Origin of the sequence: Bacillus sp. B2-WWTP-C-10-Post-4, from assembly GCF_009183805.1 — a bacterium.
In the GTDB taxonomy this organism is placed as follows: domain Bacteria; phylum Bacillota; class Bacilli; order Bacillales; family Bacillaceae_G; genus Bacillus_A; species Bacillus_A cereus.
Genome location: NZ_WEII01000004.1, coordinates 139922 through 160364, shown reverse-complemented (window position 1 = coordinate 160364; position 20443 = coordinate 139922). Strand labels below are relative to the sequence as shown.

Below are 20443 nucleotides of genomic sequence, written 5' to 3'. Positions count from 1 at the left end.
TAATTTCCAATATAGTAAGGAAATTAGGGTTTTATTATACTTGAAACGCTTTTCTACACCGCTCTCTTTTTTGCAGTCTTCTTTTATATTTTTTTCTATCCCGCTTTACTCCTTGTATATACATAAGTAAGCTAACGAAAAGGAAGAAAGCACATTGCGTCATTAAAATATATGGTGACATGCCTTGCAATGGTTGTTTCGGATCATATAAATGAAAAGGTGCTCCGCCTATTGAAGGAAGTATTGTATTTAGCAGGACGTAAGGAATGGAGGCGGCTGCAAATGGAAAGAGAATTGCCATATAGTCTTTTTGTGACCATACAGATGCAGCAAGTCCTAAAAGGGCCATTAAACCTGCAAATAAAAAATTAATTCCGATATATACAGCAATGTAAGTGAGAGGCGCATCAAAATATAGGTTTGCGAACATTCCATCAGCATTTATGATGCCTGAACCAACCGTAGGTGTTCCGTCTGGAATGGTTAATTTGCAAAATAATAACGATAAGATGAATGGAAGTGTATAAAGAAATCCTCCGCAAAAAAAAGTAACGATATATTTCGCTACTGAATAAGGAAATATAGAAATCCCCTTACTCACAAACGGTTTAAAACCATCGGACTTATCCGAATTGTAACTTGTACTAAAGGGGAAACTCGCAATAACGGGCATTAATAATAAATAAACATCCATTTCATTGTCGCGAAATCCAATCCATTTTAAATCTGTTGATATAGGACCATTTGCTGCGTTTCCTAAATAACGAATTACATAATAATAGTGATAAATGCAAATAAGAACGAATCCACTAAGCATCATAATTAAAGAAATACGACTACAAAAAGCTTGCTTTATATTTAAACGAAGTGCACGCATCATGACTGAAAAAGCCTCCACTGTTTTGATAAACTTGTCTATTTTCTATATTACTATTAATTGTAAAGATTTTCTTGTTTTTTTATTTGATTATTTGAAAAAGAGGAAATTTGTTGTTGGTAAGTAAGGTTTAGCTGAAATTAATTTTTCTAAAATATGGTTGACAATTAAGTATTACATTTGTAATCTTAATTATAGATTACAAATGTAATACTTAGGAGTGAAACATACGATGACAAATCAATTACCTAAAATATCTGAAGCGGAATTAGAAATTATGAAAGTACTTTGGTCGAGTTCTCCGCAAACAGCGAATGAAATTATAGAAGAACTGGAAGATGCAATGGACTGGAAACCGAAAACAATCCGCACATTAATTAATCGATTAGTGCAAAAGGAAGCCGTTTCTTACCATCAAGATAAAGGGCGTATGTACGCTTATTACCCGTTAGTATCACAAGATAATTATTTGCAAGTGGAAACGAAATCTTTACTAAAACGTTTTTGCGGTGCAGCGTTTAAGCCATTACTTGTTAATTTCTTAAAAGAGGAGAAATTATCTTCAGAAGATATTAATGAATTAAAACGCATTTTAGATGAGAAGACAGAGGAGAATAAGAGGAAGGATCGATAAAAATGATAAACACGCTTATAAATGTATACCTTCCTCATTTTTTTGATTGGCTTATAGAAACGTCACTTATGGCTAGCATATTAGTCGGATTTATTTTATGTATAAAAGTTCTATTTAGAAATAAATTAACCCCCCGGTGGCAATATATGCTGTGGATCGTATTAATGATAAGACTCCTTTTACCGTGGTCGCCAGATAGCTCTTATAGCATTTACTCATTGCTTTCTTATAGTTCTAGCGTATCGGAAGTTATTCCAAAAAATATGCCGGCTACTGAGAATATAGTGAACATAGAAAGCGACCGAAAAGTGGAATTGGAATCAAATTCTAAAATGGTGACAAAAACTAGCGAACCGGAAGTAAAAGTCAGTTCGGAAAAACAGACTACATTTTCTTTATACAAACTTGCTTTGTATGTTTGGCTAGCTGGGGTAATCATATTAGCAGCCATCACGTTTCTTACAAATAGACGTTTATATTCTTACATAAAGAAACAACCGGATATTACGGACGAACAGGTCACTACAGTGTTTAATCGCTGTAAGCAGTCTATGAAAGTGAAGAAGGCAGTTTCCTTACGTTTAGCAGGAAAAATTGCAAGTCCAACTGTGTTTAGTTTCTTCCGCCCAAAAGTATTACTATCAAAAAAACATATGAAAGTATTAAATGAGCAACAATTACAATATGTCTTTTACCATGAGTTAGCTCATATTAAGAGAAAAGATGTAGCTGTAAATTGGATTATGTACAGTTTAATCCTATTAAATTGGTTCAATCCAATTCTTTGGTACGCCTATTTTTGTATGCGAGAAGATCAAGAATTGGCATGTGATGCATATGCACTTACTTTTATAGATAAAGAGGAACAAATTGCATACGGTCATACAATTATTACCCTTCTAGAACACTATTCCTATCAAGTACCAAGCCTAGCAAATTTAAGTAGAAATAAACGAACACTAAAAAGGAGAATCGTTATGATTAAAAAGTTTCAAAAGAAATCGTATCGCCTTTCTTTACTTGGAGTTATTGCTATAGCAGCTATAGCGGGCGGATTTTTATTAAATGCAAGGATAACTGAGGGAGATGAAAGACAGAAAGAAAAAGTTGTAGAAAAAAAGCAATCTAAAGCGGCATTTGAAAAAGCGATAGAAACAGTATTAGGTACACCGGAGAATGCAAGTAGAGAATGGGGGATGTCAATAACGTCATATAAAAAGAATACAGATTTTTTGTATTTGGCAGAAAAGAATTTTACAAAAGAAGAATTTGAGCAGTATGTTCGATTATTTAAGGAAGCGCAAGAAATTCATAAAAAAGCAATGGTTAAGAAAAATGTGCCTGAGAATTATGATGGAGATACAAAGGAATATAAACCTGAACGCTTGAAGAAAGCTGATCAAGAAAGACTAGCTACTATTGAGAAGACATTAAAACCGCTTGGAGATAAGCTGGAGAAGTCTTTAACATATACTATAGAAGAAGCGAAAGAACATGTACCGTATCAAATTAAGCAGCCGACTTATATACCTGAAGGTTATGAATTAAAGAGAGAATGGGCTGACTCATATTTTGGAAGAGATGTAGAATTAGTTATTAAATCAGAATATACAAAAGGAAAATATGGTTTTACAATTTACCAGTCAAGGATGTATATGGATGGTAATGTTAATGGTGGTAAGGATCCGCTACACTATATGATGCCTGGAGTAGAGAATCTAGAAAGTTATAGTTTAGATGGGAAAGGAATGGTATATAATAAATCTTCTCATGGAGAGGGGAAGTTAAGGGGCCTTAAAATGTTTGTACCAGCACAAGGTAAGAATAGTGATTATCAAATTGTCATAGTAAATGATATTTTTACAAGAGATACAAAGATATACGAAGAGATAATTGATGATGATCTAACTAAGAAAGAGATGGAGAAAATATTACTTTCTATGTCAAAATAAAAGGCAGTGTTCTTAAACCGTTGGTTTTAAGAACACTGTCTATTTTATTAAATTTCTAGTGGGATCTAGTCAGCAATTATTTACGAATATATTCTAGCTTTCCATACAAGTATACTTTTTGATAAACTATGGAAAGTATGATATACACTGACTGGAATTTTTTTATACTGGAAATAATAAAAAGAGAACTTGTATAGAATGTAAGCGTGTGGTAATATCAAAGATGTACTGATTGACTATATTATCCAATTGGTCATTTTTGGAGGTGATGATGTGGCAATAGATCGAAAACGTTCTATTATTGAGGCTGCAACAAAGTCTTTTTCAGCGTTCGGCTATAAAGCAACAACGATGGATCAAGTAGCGAAGTTAGCGAATGTAGGGAAAGGAACGATTTATACTTTTTTCAAAAATAAAGAAGAGTTATTTGGTGAAATTATTTCTAATTTAATTACAGAAATGAAGCAAGTTGCAGAAAGTGCAATTCGTTCAGATGTTTCATTTTTTGAAAATGTACATAGAGCATTATATAGCATCTTGGAATTTAGAAAAGAACATCAGCTCATGATTAAATTAATTCAAGAAGAGCGCGATATGGGAACGAAAGAAGTACAAGAAGTGATGCAACAAGTTGATGTGGAAATCGTTTCTGTTATTCAATCGTATTTAAAGATTGCGATTGAAAAAGGTGAAATTAGCAAATGTGATCCAGAAATTACAGCATTTATTATGCTTCGTCTATATGTATCGCTTATTTTTGATTGGGAAAAAAATCACGAACCGCTAGAAAAAGAAAAAATTGCAGAGTTATTTGAACTTTATTTACTAAAAGGATTGTCAAACTAAGATAATCCTTTTAATTTTATAAAAAATGACCAAATGAACAATACGGTCATATATTTAAGTTAAGGGGGGGATATAGAAAAATTATAATCATAATAAGAAAAAGTTGCATAGTAATAAATTCGGGGATAAGGCATATGTATGAACAAGTATAGCCTTTTTGTTTGGGTAAAAATGACTATATGAACATTTTGGTCATTTTATAAAAGGGGGAGAAATTATGAAAGGGAATCAGTTACTTCGGAAAGAGTTCATGGAAATTATTAAAAGTAAAAAAATATTAATTCCAATTATTGCGGTCTTATTCGTACCGATTTTATATGCAGGGATGTTTTTGTGGGCCTTTGGGATCCGTATAAACAGTTAGATGACTTACCAGTTGCAGTAGTCAATTTAGATAAAGGCGCAGTATTTGATGGGAAATCAATTGAGGTCGGAAAAGGGCTCGTTGATAATTTAAAAGATAATAAAAGTTTTAAATGGGAGTTCGTAAGTGAAAAAGAAGCGAAGAAAGGAATGGAAGGTAGAAAGTATTACATGTTAGTGCGCATTCCAGATGACTTCTCAAGTAACGCTACAACGTTACTAAAAGACAATCCAAAGCCATTAAACTTAGAGTACATTCCAAACGAAAGCTTAAACTTCTTATCTTCACAAATTGGAGGAACAGCCATTGAAAAAATTAAAGGTGAAGTAGCAAGCACGTTAACGAAAACATATGCAGAGAAAATGTTTGATTCCATTCAAGACGTCTCAAAAGGATTAGCAGATGGGGCGGAAGGAGCAAATAAACTACAAGACGGATCAAGTGAGCTGCATGATGGTTCAAGTAAAGTGACGGATGGCCTTCATACACTGCAAGGGAAATCTGGGGAGATGAAGGATGGCGTTGGGAAACTATTTGATGGATCTGGGAAAGTGACAGCAGGTTTAAATACGTTAAATAGTAAAACAGGTGAGATGCAAATAGGTATCGGAAAATTAGTAGATGGATCCGGAAAAGTAACAGATGGTTTACATGTACTGAATAGCAATGCGGGTATCGGGAAATTAGTGGACGGATCCGGAAAAGTAACAGATGGTTTACATGCACTAAATAGCAATACAGGTATCGGGAAATTAGTAGATGGATCAGGAAAAGTAACGAACGGTTTAAATACGTTAAATAGTAAAACAAGTGAGATGCAAACAGGTATCGGAAAATTAGTAGATGGGTCAGGAAAAGTAACAGACGGTTTAAATACGTTAAATAACAAAACGGGTGAAATGCAAAAAGGTATTGGCGAATTGCGTAATGGATCTGAGAAAGTGACCGGTGGTTTGAACAAATTAGTAAGTAAATCCGGTGAATTAAAAACAGGAACAACTGATTTATCAAATGGTATGGAACAACTGGTTGGGGGACAAAACCAATTAGAGGTAGCTTCTCAAAAAATTGAAAAGGGTTTGCAAGATTTAAATAGTAAAGTGAAAAATTCTGCTGCAGGTTTAGAGGAAATACAGTCGAAAGGCCCTTCTATATTGAATACAGTAAATGAGAAAATAGATGGAGCTGGGGCGAATGTAAATCAGTTAAATGAACTTACGCAATCAACAGCAGGAGATGCAAAAAATGCAGCGCAAGATGTAGCGAATTTACAAAAGCAAATCGAGAGTTTACCGAAAGAATATCAAGAGCAGTTACAACCATTTATAACAAGTGCTGCAAAAAGTACAGCTACAGTTCAACAAAAATCTACCGGAGTAGCAGGTGGAACAAATAAATTAAATGAAGAAGTAAAACAATTAAAAGGCGAAATAAATCAAAAAACAAGTGATGCACAAAACAAACTACCGAATACAGCGAAATTGGACTCTTTAACAGAGGGTATTGAGAAATTAGCCAGTGCACAAAAAGGATTTGTTGAAAATTTCCAAGGGTTTGGTAAGAATTTAAATGTAGCAAAAGAAGGCGCAAATAAATTTAAAAATGAATCCGATCAATTAATTGATGCGATAAATCAATTAGCAGATGGCTCTGGTCAAGTAACAGGCGGTTTAGGTGCATTATCTGTAGGAGCAAATCAAATGGCAGGTGGTGTACATCAATTAGCAGATGGCTCAAGTCAAGTAACAGACGGTTTAGGAACATTGTCTGCAGGAGCAAACCAAATGGCAGGTGGAGTAAATCAATTAGCAGATGGCTCAAGCCAAGTAACAGGCGGTTTAGGAACATTATCTGTAGGGGTGTCCAAATTAGCAGATGGCTCCGGTCAAGTAACAGGCGGTTTAGGAACATTATCAGCAGGGGTATCCAAATTAGCAGATGGTTCAAGCCAAGTAACAGGTGGTTTAGGAACATTATCTGTAGGAGCAAATCAAATGGCAGGTGGAGTAAATCAATTAGCAGACGGCTCCGGTCAAGTAACAACAGGCTTAGGCACATTATCAACTGGCTCAACCCAGCTAATCGATGGCGTTAATAAACTAGCAGACGGATCAGGAAAAGTAACGGATGGTCTCGTAAAAGTAAACGATGGTTCAGGTGAACTTGCTGAGAAACTTGGCGAAGGAGCAGAAAAAACTGGTGAAGTAAAAGGGACGGATAAAACGTATGATATGTTTGCAAGTCCTGTAAAAGTGAAGACGGAAAAAATAGCGGAAGTTCCAAACTATGGAACTGGATTTACACCATATTTCTTATCACTTGGTTTATTCGTTGGGGCATTACTACTATCTATCGTATACCCATTACGCGATACAGTCGGTGTTCCAAAATCAGGGTTTAGCTGGTTTATTAGTAAGTTCGGTGTTTTACTATCCGTCGGTATTATTCAAGCGATAGTAGCAGATGTTATATTACTGTTCGGATTAGGTGTAGAAGTACAAAGTATTCCGTACTTCATACTCTTTAGCATCGTTACAAGCTTAGCATTTATCGCATTAATTCAATGTTTAGTAACAGCATTCGGTGATGCAGGCCGTTTTATCGCCATCATCACATTAATTATGCAGCTTACAACAAGTGCTGGAACATTCCCACTAGAATTGATTCCGAAGTTTTTACAACCATTCAATGCTTGGTTACCGATGACATACTCTGTATCAGGATTGAAAGCAGTCGTATCGAGTGGAGACTTTGACTTCATGTGGAAAAACATAGGAATGCTCATGATCTTTATCGTTGTATTATCACTTGGAACAATCGCTTCCTTAACTTTGATGCACAAACGACAATTTAAAAATGTTGCTGAAAATCAATCGGTTGAAGCGTAGATAAAAGCACCTTTTTGGTGCTTTTTTATTTTAATAGAGGGCATCTTTTCCTTAGTTCATCTATAAATCTTTCTAAAAGCTATAGAAACGAAAGAAAAGGAATTACAACAATTTACAGAGAAACATAGGGTAGAAGAGTTGATATGATGAAAGGCAATCTTACTTATTATTTTATCGTAAATCCGCTAATAATCTTTCTTGTTTATGCCCTTTCACCTATATTGTTTGATAAAGAAGTATATACAAGTATGAAAGATGCATTTGGAATACTTACGTTCTATTATGTGTTAATGGGTGGATATTACTTTATTGATATTTTAAGTGAAAAGATAAAGAAAAAAAGTGATGGAGGATAAAAAATGACTGAAAGTGAAATGAAATTCCGTGATACGACCATTCGTAACTTTTTCGATAAAGAGGAGCGCTTAAAATCGATTCCAGGTCAAAAGAAGAAGAAACTAGTATTGTTAGAGCTTTTAATTAGCAAGTTAGATGCTGGAAATCAATATACAGAAAAAGAAATTAATACATTTATAAAACAATATCATGATGATTTTTGTACAATTAGACGTGAATTTATTGTACATAGGTTTATGGATAGAGAGGATAATATGTACCGTATAAACGGGAGAGAAGTTTGGACGAAGTGGGAGGAGTTAAAATAATGAATCAGCGAGGGGATCCCCGCTGATTATAAGCCTGTGCTAGTCTTGCTGTTTCTTTGTAGTAAGTCTATGAACGCTTCAACATTCGAACTTGTAATGTATCCAAGCGTTATATATTCATCTTCATAGTAAAATATTATTTTTTTGTCAAAGATTCTTCTCTTCGTTTCTATGGATAGAATTTTTTCGTAATCAAATTCGGCAATGAATGTGTTTTTATATTGGCTAAAAAAGAGAAGTCTTTTATTAGTAGCAAGTAACATGCCAGGATACGGGACTTTATGCGTAATCATATAGCCAGTAAGTGAACATTTTAAAGTAGATAAAATCTTTTCTTCTTTATGTAATAGTTGTTTTGCAGCTGTTAATATTGGATTCATTGCATACATTCCTTTTATTTTGATGTATGAATATTGTATCAAGAGTAAAAAGATTCTCAATATGCAATATTGCATATTGGACGTTTTATAGTTTTAATATTATTTTTTAAAAGAAAAAGTACGAGGTGATTCAATGATACGATTAGCAAAAGAGGCTGATGCAGAAGCAATAATGAACATTAGAAAAGAAATTATATTATCGGAAAATACTACAAAGTTTTTCATAGTATCTCCAAAGAAATTACCGAATGATATTGATGCAGAAAGAGAAAAGATACGGAAAAGTAATGAGAAAGGTAATCTTTATATTGTGTATGAAGTAGATTATAAGGTGGTAGGCTTTTTACTTTTCAACCGATATGAACTAGAACGGTTACAACACGCAGGCACAATGGGAATGGGGATTAAAGAGGCGTATTGTAATCAAGGCATCGGCACGAAATTAATTGAATTTCTTATTAGTTGGGCTAAAGGGCAGAAAGGTTTAGAGAAAATTTGCTTAGGTGTAGTTTCTGTTAATGATCGGGCAATTAAAGTGTACAAACGTATGGGTTTTGTAGAAGAAGGAAGGCAACGAAAGCAAATTAAATATGAAGATGGATCATATGGAGATGATGTATTGATGGGCTTTTATATTAAATAAAGAATATATGGTATTAAGAAAAGGAATGTACATAACGTAAATTTCTAAAAGCAGTATATTGCCCCTGCATTAACAGACTTTTACCTATGTATAATATTAATATAGTAAAATCATAACAACCGATATTGCAGTTTCCAATAATATACTATATAATCAATTTAAGAAAACGTTTTCATGCAAAGGGGGAGAATTTCGTGTCGACTATAGAGGACGTGGCGAAATTAGCAGGGTTATCAAGGACAACGGTTTCTAGGGTGATTAATAATCATCCATATGTTTCAGATGAGAAGAAAAAAAGGGTTCAATTAGCAATGAAGCATTTAGGCTTCGTTCCTAATTCTGCGGCGAGAAGGCTTCGTAAACAAAAAACGGAAACAATTGCGGTGCTAGTTCCAAGGATTACAAATCCTTTCTTCAGTAGATTTATTGAAGCAATCGAGATTGCTGCTTCTGAACATAAATATAAACTGATTATTTGTCAAACAAGATATTTACCGGAAAAAGAGATGGAGTATTTACAATTATTATCTACGAAACAAGTAGATGGGATTATTCTATGTTCACTAGAAAATCCGTGGGAAGATGTAGAGCCATACTTACAGCACGGTCCAATCGTGTTGTGTAATGAATATATTGAGGAAGCAAATATTCCAACAGTGAAGTTTGATCATGCGCAAGGAGCATACATAGCTGCGAAGCATGTGTTAGATCAAGGATATCGTAATCTTATTTTTTGCCGTGGTAACGAAACCAAAGTCGTTAGCCAGCAGCGAAAAATGGGCTTTTTACGTGCAATAACTGAGAAGAGCCGCCAAGTAGAAGCGATTGACTTTCTTGAAAACGCTTTCTCTTGGGAAGATGGAAAACGAATATTCCATGAAGTATTAAAGGACAAAAAAAATCCTACCGCGATTTTGGCAGGAGGCGATGAGGTAGCAGCTGGAATTATCTCAGAGGCGAAACGCCATAACTGGAGCATTCCAGATGATCTCGCTGTTATCGGTTTTGATAATCAAATATTATCGCAGATTACAGAACCAGGTATTACGACAATTGAACAGCCAATTGATGAAATGGCCAGAAAAGTTGTCGACCTGATGATGGATAAAATCCATACGAAAAATTATCGGAAAAAAGAATTGTATGAGTTTGAACTGGAGCTCTTGGTGAAAGGTTCAACGATGAAGGATAAGATGTTATTAGCCTAGTAGACTATGTCTGCTAGGTTTTTTTATGTTCAAAAACTACTATTCTTCGTGAACGCAATCATCACATTTGTTATGGTATGCTTCGTGTTGCTCATCAATTTCTTTCCCGCAGTGCGCACAAGTTTTCGTCGGTAAATTTCTGAAAAACTCCATTGGTTGATCGATCATGTCAATCCCTCCATTTCCATTTCTTACTATCATTGTATTAGTACAAAAAATAAAAGTCAACAACTGTTTTATAACAAAATTGAAAATTAATGAAAAAGTTTAGGAAATGGATTATAGTTAACAATGTAGGATGTAAGTAAAACATGCATTTCTACTCGGTTTTAGAAAGGATGGATACATATGAAAATGACTGTTGTCGGCTTTTGGGGCGGCTTTCCAGAAGCGGGAGAAGCAACGTCGGGGTATTTGTTTGAACACGATGGTTTTCGTTTACTTGTGGACTGTGGTAGTGGTGTACTAGCACAGCTTCAAAAATATATAACACCATCTCATATAGATGCAGTTGTACTGTCACACTATCATCACGATCATGTTGCGGATATCGGGGTATTGCAATATGCGAGATTAATTACGAGTGCGACAACAAGGCAACTACCGGAATTACCAATATACGGTCATACGTTTGACGAGAATGGATTCCATTCTTTAACACATGAACCACATACGAAAGGAATCGCGTACAATCCAGAAGAAACACTTCAAGTTGGACCGTTCTCGATTTCGTTCTTAAAAACTGTTCATCCTGTTACATGCTTTGCGATGCGTATTACAGCTGGAGATGATGCTGTAGTATACAGCGCTGATTCAAGTTATATTCCTGAATTCATTCCATTCACGAAAGATGCTGATCTTTTCATTTGTGAGTGTAATATGTATGCACATCAAGAGGCTGCAAAAGCAGGGCATATGAATAGTACAGAAGTAGCAAGTATTGCAAAAGATGCGAATGTAAAAGAACTTTTATTAACGCACTTACCGCATACAGGCAACCCATCTGATTTAGTAACAGAAGCAAAACAAATTTTCAGTGGCCATATTACGTTAGCGCATAGTGGTTACGTATGGAACTCATGAGGTGATACGATGTTATTTATTGATAATAAAGGGATTACAGATCCTAGAATAAACTTAGCGATTGAAGAATATTGTGTGAAGAATTTAGATATTAACGAAACATATTTACTGTTTTACATTAATGAGCCTTCGATTATCATTGGTAAAAACCAAAACACAGTAGAAGAAATTAATGCAGATTACGTAAAAGAAAAAGGTATTCATGTCGTTCGTCGTCTATCAGGCGGAGGCGCAGTATATCATGATTTAGGAAACTTAAACTTCAGTTTTATTACAAAAGATGATGGAGACAGTTTCAGCAACTTCAAAAAATTTACTGAGCCTGTAACGAAAGCGCTTAGTAAATTAGGTGTAAATGCAGAACTAAGTGGTCGTAACGACATTTTAGCTGAAGGTAGAAAAATTTCGGGTAATGCGCAGTTCTCAACGAAAGGTCGTATGTTCAGTCACGGTACGTTACTATTTGACTCTGAAATCGATCACGTCGTATCAGCGTTAAAAGTAAAAATGGATAAAATCCAATCAAAAGGTATTAAATCAATCCGTAGCCGCGTTGCGAACATTACAGAGTTCCTAAACGAAGAAATGACGACAGAAGAGTTTAGACAACTTCTTCTAGAAACAATTTTCGAAGGAGAAACAGAAATCCCAACGTATGAATTAACAGAAGAGGATTGGAAAGAGATCCATAAACTTTCTGAAGAACGTTACCAAAATTGGGATTGGAACTACGGAAAATCACCGAAGTTCAACTTACAACATTCACACCGCTTCCCAGTTGGACAAGTTGACGTTCGTCTTGAAGTGAAAAAAGGAACAGTAACAGAATGCAAAATTTACGGCGACTTCTTCGGTTCACTAGATGTTCATGATATTGAAGAGCGTCTAACAGGCGTTCAATTCGATAAAGATGCATTCACTGTAGCTTTAGAAGGCGTAGATATCGCACGTTACTTCGGTAACATTACAACAGAAGATTTCTTACATTTATTCTTCTAAAAATAAGGGAGGTTGCCATAACGGGCAGCCTCTTTCTTTTTGTGTAGATTGTCAGATTTTGTCGGTAAGTCGATATAACTGGAAAATCGCTGATATAAATGGAGTTGCGCTGATATAACTGAAAAATCACTCATATAATTTCATTTACCACAAAACATAAAATCACAGGACATTTGCCCCTCGTAAAGGAATATATATATTCAAAAGGAGGCGAATCGAAATGAAAAGGGTAATGTACGTTGTATTATTACTCAGCTTCGCCGTCGGAATGACAGCGTGTAACAGTGGATCGCCCTCAAGTCGTACAATTTTGTCTATCGGAAAACCAGCGGAGGATAATGTTATATATTTTACGCATACAGATAACAAACGAAAGATACATGATATACAAGACATGTTTCAAAATAAGAAGTGGAAAAGAAATGAAACATTCAGCACTGTTAATAAAACACCAGATGTCGTCTTATCAATAGATGAAGACAATATAGGGTTACCGGCATTATATGTTACAGTTTATTTTCATGAAGATGGAGCGGATGCTCTTAACTTGCACGGGGAGCATACGACATTAAATAAAGAAGAACTTGATAAACTTAGAGAAAAGATGAGTGCATATTATCCTAAAATGATTTTTGGTCTAGTGTTATAAATTACTTGTAAATAAAATCCCCTTATTTTTCCAAAGTAAACTAAGAGAAGGTGATCTGTCTATATGCAGTTAATAGAATATCACTTGCCACTTTAATTTTCTTTTAATATAATTAATTTAGAATTTTTAAATATTCTAAAATTTATAAAGGTGGGGTTTTTGTGAATCTCGTTCAATCTTTGGCTGAAACGGCAAAAAAGAAGGGGGAAAAACCGGCTTATATATTTATGGATCAGTCGGTCTCATATGACCAATTAAACAAAATGGTCACAAGGTTTTCTAGCAATTTAGCAGAAATGGGCATTGGAAAAGGGGACAATGTCGCATTAGTTGTTGGGAACTCACCACATTTTTTGGTCGGTTTATACGGAACAATGAAAGCCGGAGCAACTGTTATTCCAGTTAATCCAATTTATACAGCAGACGAAATGCATTATATTTTACAAAATGGAGATGTAAAAACAATCATCGTACTCGACGTCCTTCTACCTGTTATACAATCTCTTACAACAAGACTTCCTTCATTAGAAAACATCATAATATGTGAAACCTCATCAGATTTTAACCATACAGAAACCGAAAAAATGAAAACGTTTACTAGTTTTGTGGGGACTGGAGATACAACTTACGAAGGTCCTGAACTAGATGAAGAAGATGTAGCGGTTATTCTATACACTTCGGGCACAACTGGAAAACCGAAAGGCGCTATGTTAACACATAAAAATTTATATAGTAATGCGAACGATGTGGCGTCGTATTTACAATATACGGCTGATGACCGCGTTGTTGCGGCACTGCCTATGTTCCATGTATTCTGTTTAACAGTTGCGGTAAATGCACCGATTGTGAACGGGGCAACGATTTTAATGTTACCGAAATTTAGTCCGAAAGAAGTATTCCGTATTTGTCGCACGTACGAACCAACGATCTTTGCTGGCGTACCGACAATGTACAATTATTTATATTTATTTGAAGAAGCAAGCGCAGAAGATGTGAAGACGCTTCGTCTTTGTATTTCCGGTGGTGCATCGATGCCTGTTGCTCTTCTGCAAAACTTTGAAAAACGTTTTAACGTTATTGTTTCAGAAGGATACGGTTTATCAGAAGCATCACCAGTTACTTGTTTCAATCCGCTAGATCGTCCTCGTAAACCAGGATCAATTGGCACAAATATTTGGCATGTAGAAAATAAAATTGTAAATGAACTTGGGGAAGAAGTACCTGTCGGCGCAGTCGGCGAATTAATCGTTCGCGGACCTAACGTTATGAAAGGATACTATAATGCACCAGAAGATACAGCTGCGACATTGAAAGACGGCTGGCTATATACAGGTGACTTGGCGAAAATGGATGAAGAAGGTTACTTCTATATCGTGGATCGTAAAAAAGATATCGTCTTAGTTGGCGGTTATAACGTATATCCTCGTGAAGTAGAAGAAGTATTATATACGCACGAATCAGTAGCGGAAGTTGTCGTAATCGGTGTTCCTGATGAAAACTTAGGAGAAGCTGTGCGAGCGTACGTCGTTTTGAAGCAAGCAAACGTAACAGAAGAAGAACTAATGCATTACTGTAGGTTACATTTAGCGAAATATAAAGTGCCGAAAAGCATTGAGTTTTTAATAGAATTGCCGAAGAATACGACGGGTAAGTTGTTAAGAAGAGCATTGAGAGAGAAAGCGATGCAAGTGTAAAAATGAGGCAACCATCTTTGGAGGTGGTTGCCTCATTTTTTTGTATTGATTAAGCGGTGGTGCCATATATTTAAACCTGTATATGACCAACAAGGAGGGGACATACGTAGAACAGAAGAAATTAACGCTTACGTCGGGTGCAATATCTTATTTGTGAAATTATGAATGAACTCTGAAAATGATAAGAACGGTAATTTTAATCAAAATGGAGTAATGGACCGTGAATCAATGGCTACGGTGTTAGTAAATGCATATAAATTAGAATGGAATGAAAATAGTAAGTTACCAAAAGAATTTGCTGATTTGAAAAATCATTGGGCTCGAAGTATGCCAATATTTTAGTTTAATAAGAAAATTCAAATTCCAAGTTGACACATATGAATTACAGAATTAAAATGAAAAGAAATCGAATACAATACATTAGAAGCTAATCAGATAAACTGAAGGCGCACAATGTTCACGTTTGTGAATATATTGTGTGCCTTTTTCTATTGTATAAACTAAGGGGGCTTAACGATGAAAAAGTGGGGTAAGACAGCGTTTATGAAAAGTACAGGTGTTTTATTATCAGCAGTTGTACTTTTATCAGGGTGTGGTTCGGCAACATCCACTAGTAATTCTGAAGGAAGTGGAGATAAAAAAACAGTTGAGCTTTTAAATGTTTCTTATGATCCAACGAGGGAGTTATATCAAGATTTCAATAAAGATTTTGCGAAGTATTGGAAAGAGAAGCACGGGCAAACAGTAAATGTAAAACAATCACACGGGGGATCTGGAAGTCAAGCGCGCTCTGTTATTGATGGCTTAGAAGCAGACGTTGTTACACTAGCACTTGCTTATGATATTGATGCGATTAGTAAGAAAAAACAATTAGCAGAAGATTGGCAGAAGCGACTTGCGAATAATTCCACTCCATACACGTCAACAATTGTATTTCTTGTTCGAAAAGGAAACCCGAAAGGTATTAAAGACTGGGATGATTTAACGAAAAAAGGTGTGTCTGTCATTACACCAAACCCAAAAACATCAGGCGGGGCACGTTGGAACTATTTAGCGGCGTGGGGATACGCACTGAAAAAATATAATAATACTGAAGATAAGGCGAAAGAGTTTGTTAGCCAAATTTATAAAAACGTAGAAGTATTAGATTCAGGAGCGCGCGGAGCAACGACAACATTTGTTGAAAAAGGAATTGGTGACGTATTAATCGCATGGGAAAATGAAGCGTTATTATCCCAAAAAGAGCTTGGAAAAGATAAATTTGAAATTGTAACCCCTTCTATTAGTGTACTTGCAGAACCACCAGTAGCGGTTGTAGATAAAGTCGTTGATAAAAAAGGAACGAAAAAAGTAGCAGAAGGGTATCTTGAATATTTGTACTCAGAAAAAGGACAGGAAATTGCGGCAAAAAACTTTTATCGTCCACGTAATGAAAAAGTAGCAGAAAAATATACATCTCAATTTCCGAAAGTTCAATTATTTACAGTAGATGAACTATTTGGTGGCTGGAAAAAAGCGCAGGAGAAACACTTTAATGACGGCGGCGTATTCGATAAAATTTATCAAAAATAATGCGTACTGCTAAAGGGGGATGAGGTGAAAGAGGATGAGGAAGAAACGTGTTTTACCAGGGTTTGGATTATCGCTTGGATTTACAATGTTGTACATGAGTTTATTCGTACTTATACCACTTTCTATCGTATTTATTCAAACTTCACAGTTAGGTTGGAAGAAGTTCGCTGGGGTTATAACGAACGAGCGTGTGTTGCATTCCTATCAAGTTAGTTTTACAACTTCATTTGCAGCTGCTATTGTAAATGCCATTTTCGGTTTATTAATAGCATGGGTGCTCGTACGCTACAAATTTCCAGGAAAAAGACTATTAGATGGACTCATTGATTTACCGTTTGCACTTCCGACAGCTGTAGCTGGTATTACACTTACAACGCTTTATGCGGAAAATGGATGGATTGGGAAAATATTTAGTCTGTTTCATATAAAAGTAGCTTTTACACCACTCGGAATTATCGTTGCGCTTACTTTTATCGGTTTACCATTTGTCGTTCGAATGGTGCAACCAGTGCTGCAAAATATTGATAAAGAAGTAGAAGAGGCAGCTTCGAGTTTAGGTGCATCCCGCTTACAAATATTTGTGAAAATCATTTTACCAGAAATCTTTCCCGCTCTTCTTGCCGGTTTTTCACTCGCATTTGCAAGAGCATTAGGAGAATACGGATCTGTCGTTTTCATCGCAGGTAATATGCCGATGAAAACAGAAATTGCACCACTGATGATTATGACGAAACTAGAACAATATGATTACGCGGGGGCAACAGCTGTAGCGACCGTGATGCTTATTATTTCCCTCCTTTTCCTTCTTCTTATTAATATGATTCAAAGCTGGAGTAGAAGGCATGAACTAAAAAGTGAATAGGAGGAGAGAAAATGGAACCAACATTATTAGAAAAGAAAATAGTAAAAAGCGTATCAGCTAAAAAAGAATCTAAGCTTGTACCAGGCGTATTAATTACGATTACAGTTTTATTTTTATCTCTCTTTCTATTACTGCCACTCATAACTATTTTTCTAAAAGCCTTTGAAAGAGGGATGGATGTATACATTGCCGCTATTACAGATCAAGAAGCATTTTCAGCAATTAGATTAACGCTTCTCGTTGCGTTAATCGTTGTGCCGCTTAATACGATATTTGGGGTAGCGGCCGCGTGGCTTATTACAAAGTTTCAGTTTAAAGGAAAACAAGTATTACTCTCTCTTATTGAACTGCCGTTTGCTGTGTCACCAGTTATCGCAGGATTAGTATTCGTTTTACTTTTCACACCGAGGGGTGCTCTTGGCGAATGGTTACTTGAACATGGAGTGAAAATCATTTTCTCTGTACCAGGTATTATTATCGCAACAATCTTTGTAACCTTCCCGTTCGTTGCACGTGAATTAATTCCGGTTATGCAGGCGCAAGGGAAAAGTGAAGAAGAGGCAGCTTTATCACTTGGCGTAAGTGGCTGGAAAATGTTTTGGCGCGTTACGCTTCCAAATATAAAATGGGGTCTTTTATACGGCATGATTCTATGTAATGCCCGTGCTATCGGTGAGTTTGGAGCCGTTTCTGTCGTATCAGGTCACGTGCGTGGCATTACGAACACGATGCCGCTCCATATTGAAATTTTGTACAATGAATATCAATTTTCAGCAGCATTTGCAGTAGCGACGTTAATGTCATTAATTGCAGTGTTTACACTCGTTATAAAAAACTGGATTGAATGGCGAATGGAAAAACGACAATAAGGGGGATTACGGTGAGTATTCAAATTCAAGGTGTATCAAAGCAATATGGTACATTTCAAGCACTAACAGACATTCATTTGGATATTCCAAAAGGTGAACTTGTTGCCTTATTAGGCCCGTCAGGTTCTGGGAAAACGACGTTATTACGCATTATTGCAGGATTAGAAGAAGCGGATGGAGGTTCTATTTCATTTGATGGAGAAGATTTAACAGACATTCACGTGAAAAACAGGCAAGTCGGTTTCGTCTTTCAGCACTATGCGCTCTTTAAACATATGAATGTATTTGAGAATGTCGCTTTCGGTTTAAAAGTAAGAAAGAAAAGCTTAAGACCGTCAGCAGAAGCGATAGAAGAAAAGGTAACAGAATTATTAAAGCTCGTAAAAATGGATGACTTTGCTAAACGTTATCCAGCGCAATTATCTGGTGGACAACGTCAACGTATTGCACTAGCCCGGGCACTTGCAGTCGAACCGAAAATTTTATTACTTGATGAACCGTTCGGTGCACTCGATGCAAAGGTGAGAAAAGAATTACGAAGATGGCTCCGAAAATTACATGACGAATTTCAAATTACGAGCGTATTCGTAACGCATGACCAAGAAGAAGCGTTAGACGTTGCAGACCGTATCGTTGTAATGAATGAAGGTCGCATTGAACAAATGGGAACACCGGAAGAAGTATATGAAAACCCAGCAAGCCCGTTCGTTTACGATTTTTTAGGAAATGTAAATTTATTTCACGGCCGCGTTCATAAAGGAAAGCTAAATGTAGGATCGGTCGAACTAGAAGCACCAGAGCATAAGCACGTTTCCAACGTAGACGGAATAGCCTACGTAAGGCCGCATGACTTATCAATCTCTCGTACGAAACAAAGCATAGATGCAATCCCGGCAAAAGTATCTTATTCTCACGCAGTCGGACCTGTCGTATATGTAGAATTAAAACGAGACGGAACAGATGAATATTTAGAAGCAGAAATTACGAAAGAACAGTTCAAGCAGCTGAACATTCAAGCGGGTGATTTCGTATACGTACAGCCGAAAGAAGTGAAAGTGTTTATTCCGGAGGATTTTGTAATTTAAATAAAAACCGAACCACCATCTAAATGGAGGTTCGGTTTTCTTTATTTTTTCTCTACTAATTTCTTATTCTTCCAATCTAGTGTGAACAATTTATTAAATGTTTTTTGATCAACGTCTTTTACGTTGTTTCCAACCCAGTTTGCAGTTCCGAATGTGAAGCCTGGACGAAGTTGGTAGTCATCGGCGTGTTTTGTATAAGCGACTTGTAAGTTAGATTGATCTGTATTTTTTTCAGAGATAACAACAGCAATCATACCAGGAGAGAAACCGCTATTTGTTAGCGCTGGAAGTTGATCCATCGGTATTAAATTACCTTTTGCATCAGATTCATATAGGTATGTGCGAGAGTACATGAAAAGTTGGTTTCCATATAAAGAATGATAGGAGTCACGTGTGTAAATACCCCAGTTTTGATTGTTATATCCGTTAAAGAATACGTTCCACTTTACGTTTTTGTTCGTTTGGTCAATTAAATTTGTTTTATAACTAGTTTGTTTATAGCTTACAGAGTCAGACCAAGTGACTTGACCAGTTGCACCAGCTTCACCGCTAGGGCCATTAGGCGTTACAGAAGCTTTAACAGAGCCACCAAGTTGATAAGATACGCTAGATGTTACAGTCGTTTCTTCTACAGCATTTGTAGGTGCTACGTTAAAGAAACGAGCGCTGTTATCTTGAAGGTTAAATGCAACATCATATTGTGAAGGATAACGTAATGTTGCACTAGCACCAGGGATTGGGTAGTTATCAATAGGTGCATCACTTATAGTAGGATTTGCTTTTAGAAAACTACCAGTTGTATTAATAACGGCAATCTGTTTATCAGCGCTTGGGTCATCGATAAAAGTTACCTTTAAAGACATTGTCATATTATCAGCTTGATCATTATTAAATGTATTATAGCTCGTATGTGTTTTTGCATTTTGTCCGATATCTGTTACAACTTGCGATGTTGTTTGAGCATAAGCAGCAGGTGTTGAAAGAGTTACAGCGCTACTAGCAAAAACAGCAGATAATGCTAAACATTTTAAGTATGTTTTAGAACGTTTCATACAATCACTTCCTTTTATCTTTGTCGATATATGTCGTATTACATTTATATCGTAACATGAAAATAAAACGGAATGGATGGTTATGCATAATTGCATAGGTGAGTTTTGAACGATAAAGATA

General features: G+C 35.9%; 22 protein-coding genes. 18 read left to right on the top strand and 4 right to left on the bottom strand.

All coding sequences use genetic code 11. The annotated features are described in order from the left end of the window. Positions 1 to 34 precede the first annotated feature (34 nt). Positions 35 to 880, bottom strand: a complete 846-nt coding sequence (locus GBN78_RS04380) for a hypothetical protein (protein ID WP_000984174.1) — start codon at positions 878 to 880, stop codon at positions 35 to 37. A gap of 229 nt (positions 881 to 1109) precedes the next feature. Here GBN78_RS04380 and GBN78_RS04375 point away from each other — a divergent pair, with 229 nt between their 5' ends. The 7 genes from GBN78_RS04375 (at position 1110) to GBN78_RS04350 (ending at position 8226) form a co-directional block, all read left to right on the top strand. Next, the gene (locus tag GBN78_RS04375; protein WP_000184509.1) at positions 1110 to 1511 is read left to right on the top strand and encodes a BlaI/MecI/CopY family transcriptional regulator; all 402 of its coding nucleotides are present in this window, start codon (positions 1110 to 1112) and stop codon (positions 1509 to 1511) included. Positions 1512 to 1513: 2 nt separating this feature from the next. Further along, complete coding sequence (locus GBN78_RS04370) at positions 1514 to 3463, top strand: M56 family metallopeptidase (protein WP_044584215.1); 1950 nt, start codon at positions 1514 to 1516, stop codon at positions 3461 to 3463. Positions 3464 to 3736: 273 nt separating this feature from the next. Continuing rightward, the gene (locus GBN78_RS04365; protein ID WP_000963381.1) at positions 3737 to 4309 is read left to right on the top strand and encodes a TetR/AcrR family transcriptional regulator; all 573 of its coding nucleotides are present in this window, start codon (positions 3737 to 3739) and stop codon (positions 4307 to 4309) included. Positions 4310 to 4526: 217 nt separating this feature from the next. Then, the gene (locus tag GBN78_RS31105) at positions 4527 to 4673 is read left to right on the top strand and encodes a YhgE/Pip domain-containing protein (RefSeq protein ID WP_226798465.1); all 147 of its coding nucleotides are present in this window, start codon (positions 4527 to 4529) and stop codon (positions 4671 to 4673) included. Then, complete coding sequence (locus tag GBN78_RS04360; RefSeq protein WP_226798464.1) at positions 4643 to 7561, top strand: YhgE/Pip family protein; 2919 nt, start codon at positions 4643 to 4645, stop codon at positions 7559 to 7561. Before GBN78_RS31105 ends, GBN78_RS04360 begins: the two co-directional genes overlap by 31 nt. A 143-nt stretch (positions 7562 to 7704) precedes the next feature. Continuing rightward, positions 7705 to 7917, top strand: a complete 213-nt coding sequence (locus GBN78_RS04355; RefSeq protein ID WP_001986098.1) for a hypothetical protein — start codon at positions 7705 to 7707, stop codon at positions 7915 to 7917. A gap of 3 nt (positions 7918 to 7920) precedes the next feature. After that, a complete protein-coding gene (locus GBN78_RS04350) occupies positions 7921 to 8226 on the top strand; it encodes a DUF2087 domain-containing protein (RefSeq protein ID WP_000140301.1) in 306 nt (101 codons plus the stop codon). A 26-nt stretch (positions 8227 to 8252) separates the two neighbouring features. Here the strand turns inward: GBN78_RS04350 and GBN78_RS04345 are convergent, their stop codons facing one another. After that, a complete protein-coding gene (locus GBN78_RS04345) occupies positions 8253 to 8606 on the bottom strand; it encodes a PH domain-containing protein (RefSeq protein ID WP_001068217.1) in 354 nt (117 codons plus the stop codon). Between the two features lie 133 nt (positions 8607 to 8739). On the opposite strand from GBN78_RS04345, the gene GBN78_RS04340 reads away from it, so the two are divergent. Together GBN78_RS04340 and GBN78_RS04335 are read left to right on the top strand one after the other, a co-directional pair. Beyond that, complete coding sequence (locus tag GBN78_RS04340; RefSeq protein WP_000620018.1) at positions 8740 to 9249, top strand: GNAT family N-acetyltransferase; 510 nt, start codon at positions 8740 to 8742, stop codon at positions 9247 to 9249. A gap of 194 nt (positions 9250 to 9443) precedes the next feature. Further along, positions 9444 to 10457 (top strand): LacI family DNA-binding transcriptional regulator, encoded by a 1014-nt coding sequence (locus tag GBN78_RS04335; protein WP_000103715.1) that lies wholly within the window; start codon positions 9444 to 9446, stop codon positions 10455 to 10457. 39 nt (positions 10458 to 10496) lie between these two features. On the opposite strand, the gene yhfH is transcribed toward GBN78_RS04335, so the two are convergent. Then, a complete protein-coding gene (gene yhfH, locus GBN78_RS04330) occupies positions 10497 to 10625 on the bottom strand; it encodes a protein YhfH (protein ID WP_000567010.1) in 129 nt (42 codons plus the stop codon). A gap of 180 nt (positions 10626 to 10805) precedes the next feature. Between yhfH and GBN78_RS04325 the strand changes: the two genes are divergently transcribed. The 9 genes from GBN78_RS04325 to GBN78_RS04285 all read left to right on the top strand — a co-directional run bounded on the left by GBN78_RS04325 (position 10806) and on the right by GBN78_RS04285 (position 19270). Further along, positions 10806 to 11540, top strand: coding sequence for an MBL fold metallo-hydrolase (locus GBN78_RS04325; RefSeq protein ID WP_000784690.1), 735 nt, complete (start codon positions 10806 to 10808; stop codon positions 11538 to 11540). Positions 11541 to 11549: 9 nt separating this feature from the next. Next, positions 11550 to 12539, top strand: a complete 990-nt coding sequence (gene lplA, locus GBN78_RS04320; RefSeq protein WP_000897281.1) for a lipoate--protein ligase — start codon at positions 11550 to 11552, stop codon at positions 12537 to 12539. Positions 12540 to 12759: 220 nt separating this feature from the next. After that, positions 12760 to 13188, top strand: a complete 429-nt coding sequence (locus GBN78_RS04315; RefSeq protein ID WP_000832615.1) for a hypothetical protein — start codon at positions 12760 to 12762, stop codon at positions 13186 to 13188. A gap of 161 nt (positions 13189 to 13349) precedes the next feature. Further along, positions 13350 to 14882: a fatty acid--CoA ligase family protein gene (locus tag GBN78_RS04310; RefSeq protein ID WP_044584217.1), complete on the top strand. Its 1533-nt coding sequence runs from the start codon at positions 13350 to 13352 to the stop codon at positions 14880 to 14882. A 165-nt stretch (positions 14883 to 15047) separates the two neighbouring features. After that, a complete protein-coding gene (locus GBN78_RS04305) occupies positions 15048 to 15224 on the top strand; it encodes a hypothetical protein (RefSeq protein WP_002004618.1) in 177 nt (58 codons plus the stop codon). Positions 15225 to 15398: 174 nt separating this feature from the next. Then, complete coding sequence (locus GBN78_RS04300; protein ID WP_000758704.1) at positions 15399 to 16454, top strand: sulfate ABC transporter substrate-binding protein; 1056 nt, start codon at positions 15399 to 15401, stop codon at positions 16452 to 16454. A gap of 34 nt (positions 16455 to 16488) precedes the next feature. Then, positions 16489 to 17316, top strand: a complete 828-nt coding sequence (cysT, locus tag GBN78_RS04295; RefSeq protein WP_001227879.1) for a sulfate ABC transporter permease subunit CysT — start codon at positions 16489 to 16491, stop codon at positions 17314 to 17316. An 11-nt stretch (positions 17317 to 17327) separates the two neighbouring features. Then, a complete protein-coding gene (gene cysW, locus GBN78_RS04290) occupies positions 17328 to 18185 on the top strand; it encodes a sulfate ABC transporter permease subunit CysW (RefSeq protein WP_152126993.1) in 858 nt (285 codons plus the stop codon). 11 nt (positions 18186 to 18196) lie between these two features. Then, positions 18197 to 19270 (top strand): sulfate/molybdate ABC transporter ATP-binding protein, encoded by a 1074-nt coding sequence (locus GBN78_RS04285; RefSeq protein ID WP_000027091.1) that lies wholly within the window; start codon positions 18197 to 18199, stop codon positions 19268 to 19270. Between the two features lie 41 nt (positions 19271 to 19311). On the opposite strand, the gene cytK2 is transcribed toward GBN78_RS04285, so the two are convergent. Continuing rightward, the gene (gene cytK2 / locus GBN78_RS04280) at positions 19312 to 20322 is read right to left on the bottom strand and encodes a beta-channel forming cytolysin CytK2 (RefSeq protein WP_000830627.1); all 1011 of its coding nucleotides are present in this window, start codon (positions 20320 to 20322) and stop codon (positions 19312 to 19314) included. Positions 20323 to 20443 lie beyond the last annotated feature (121 nt).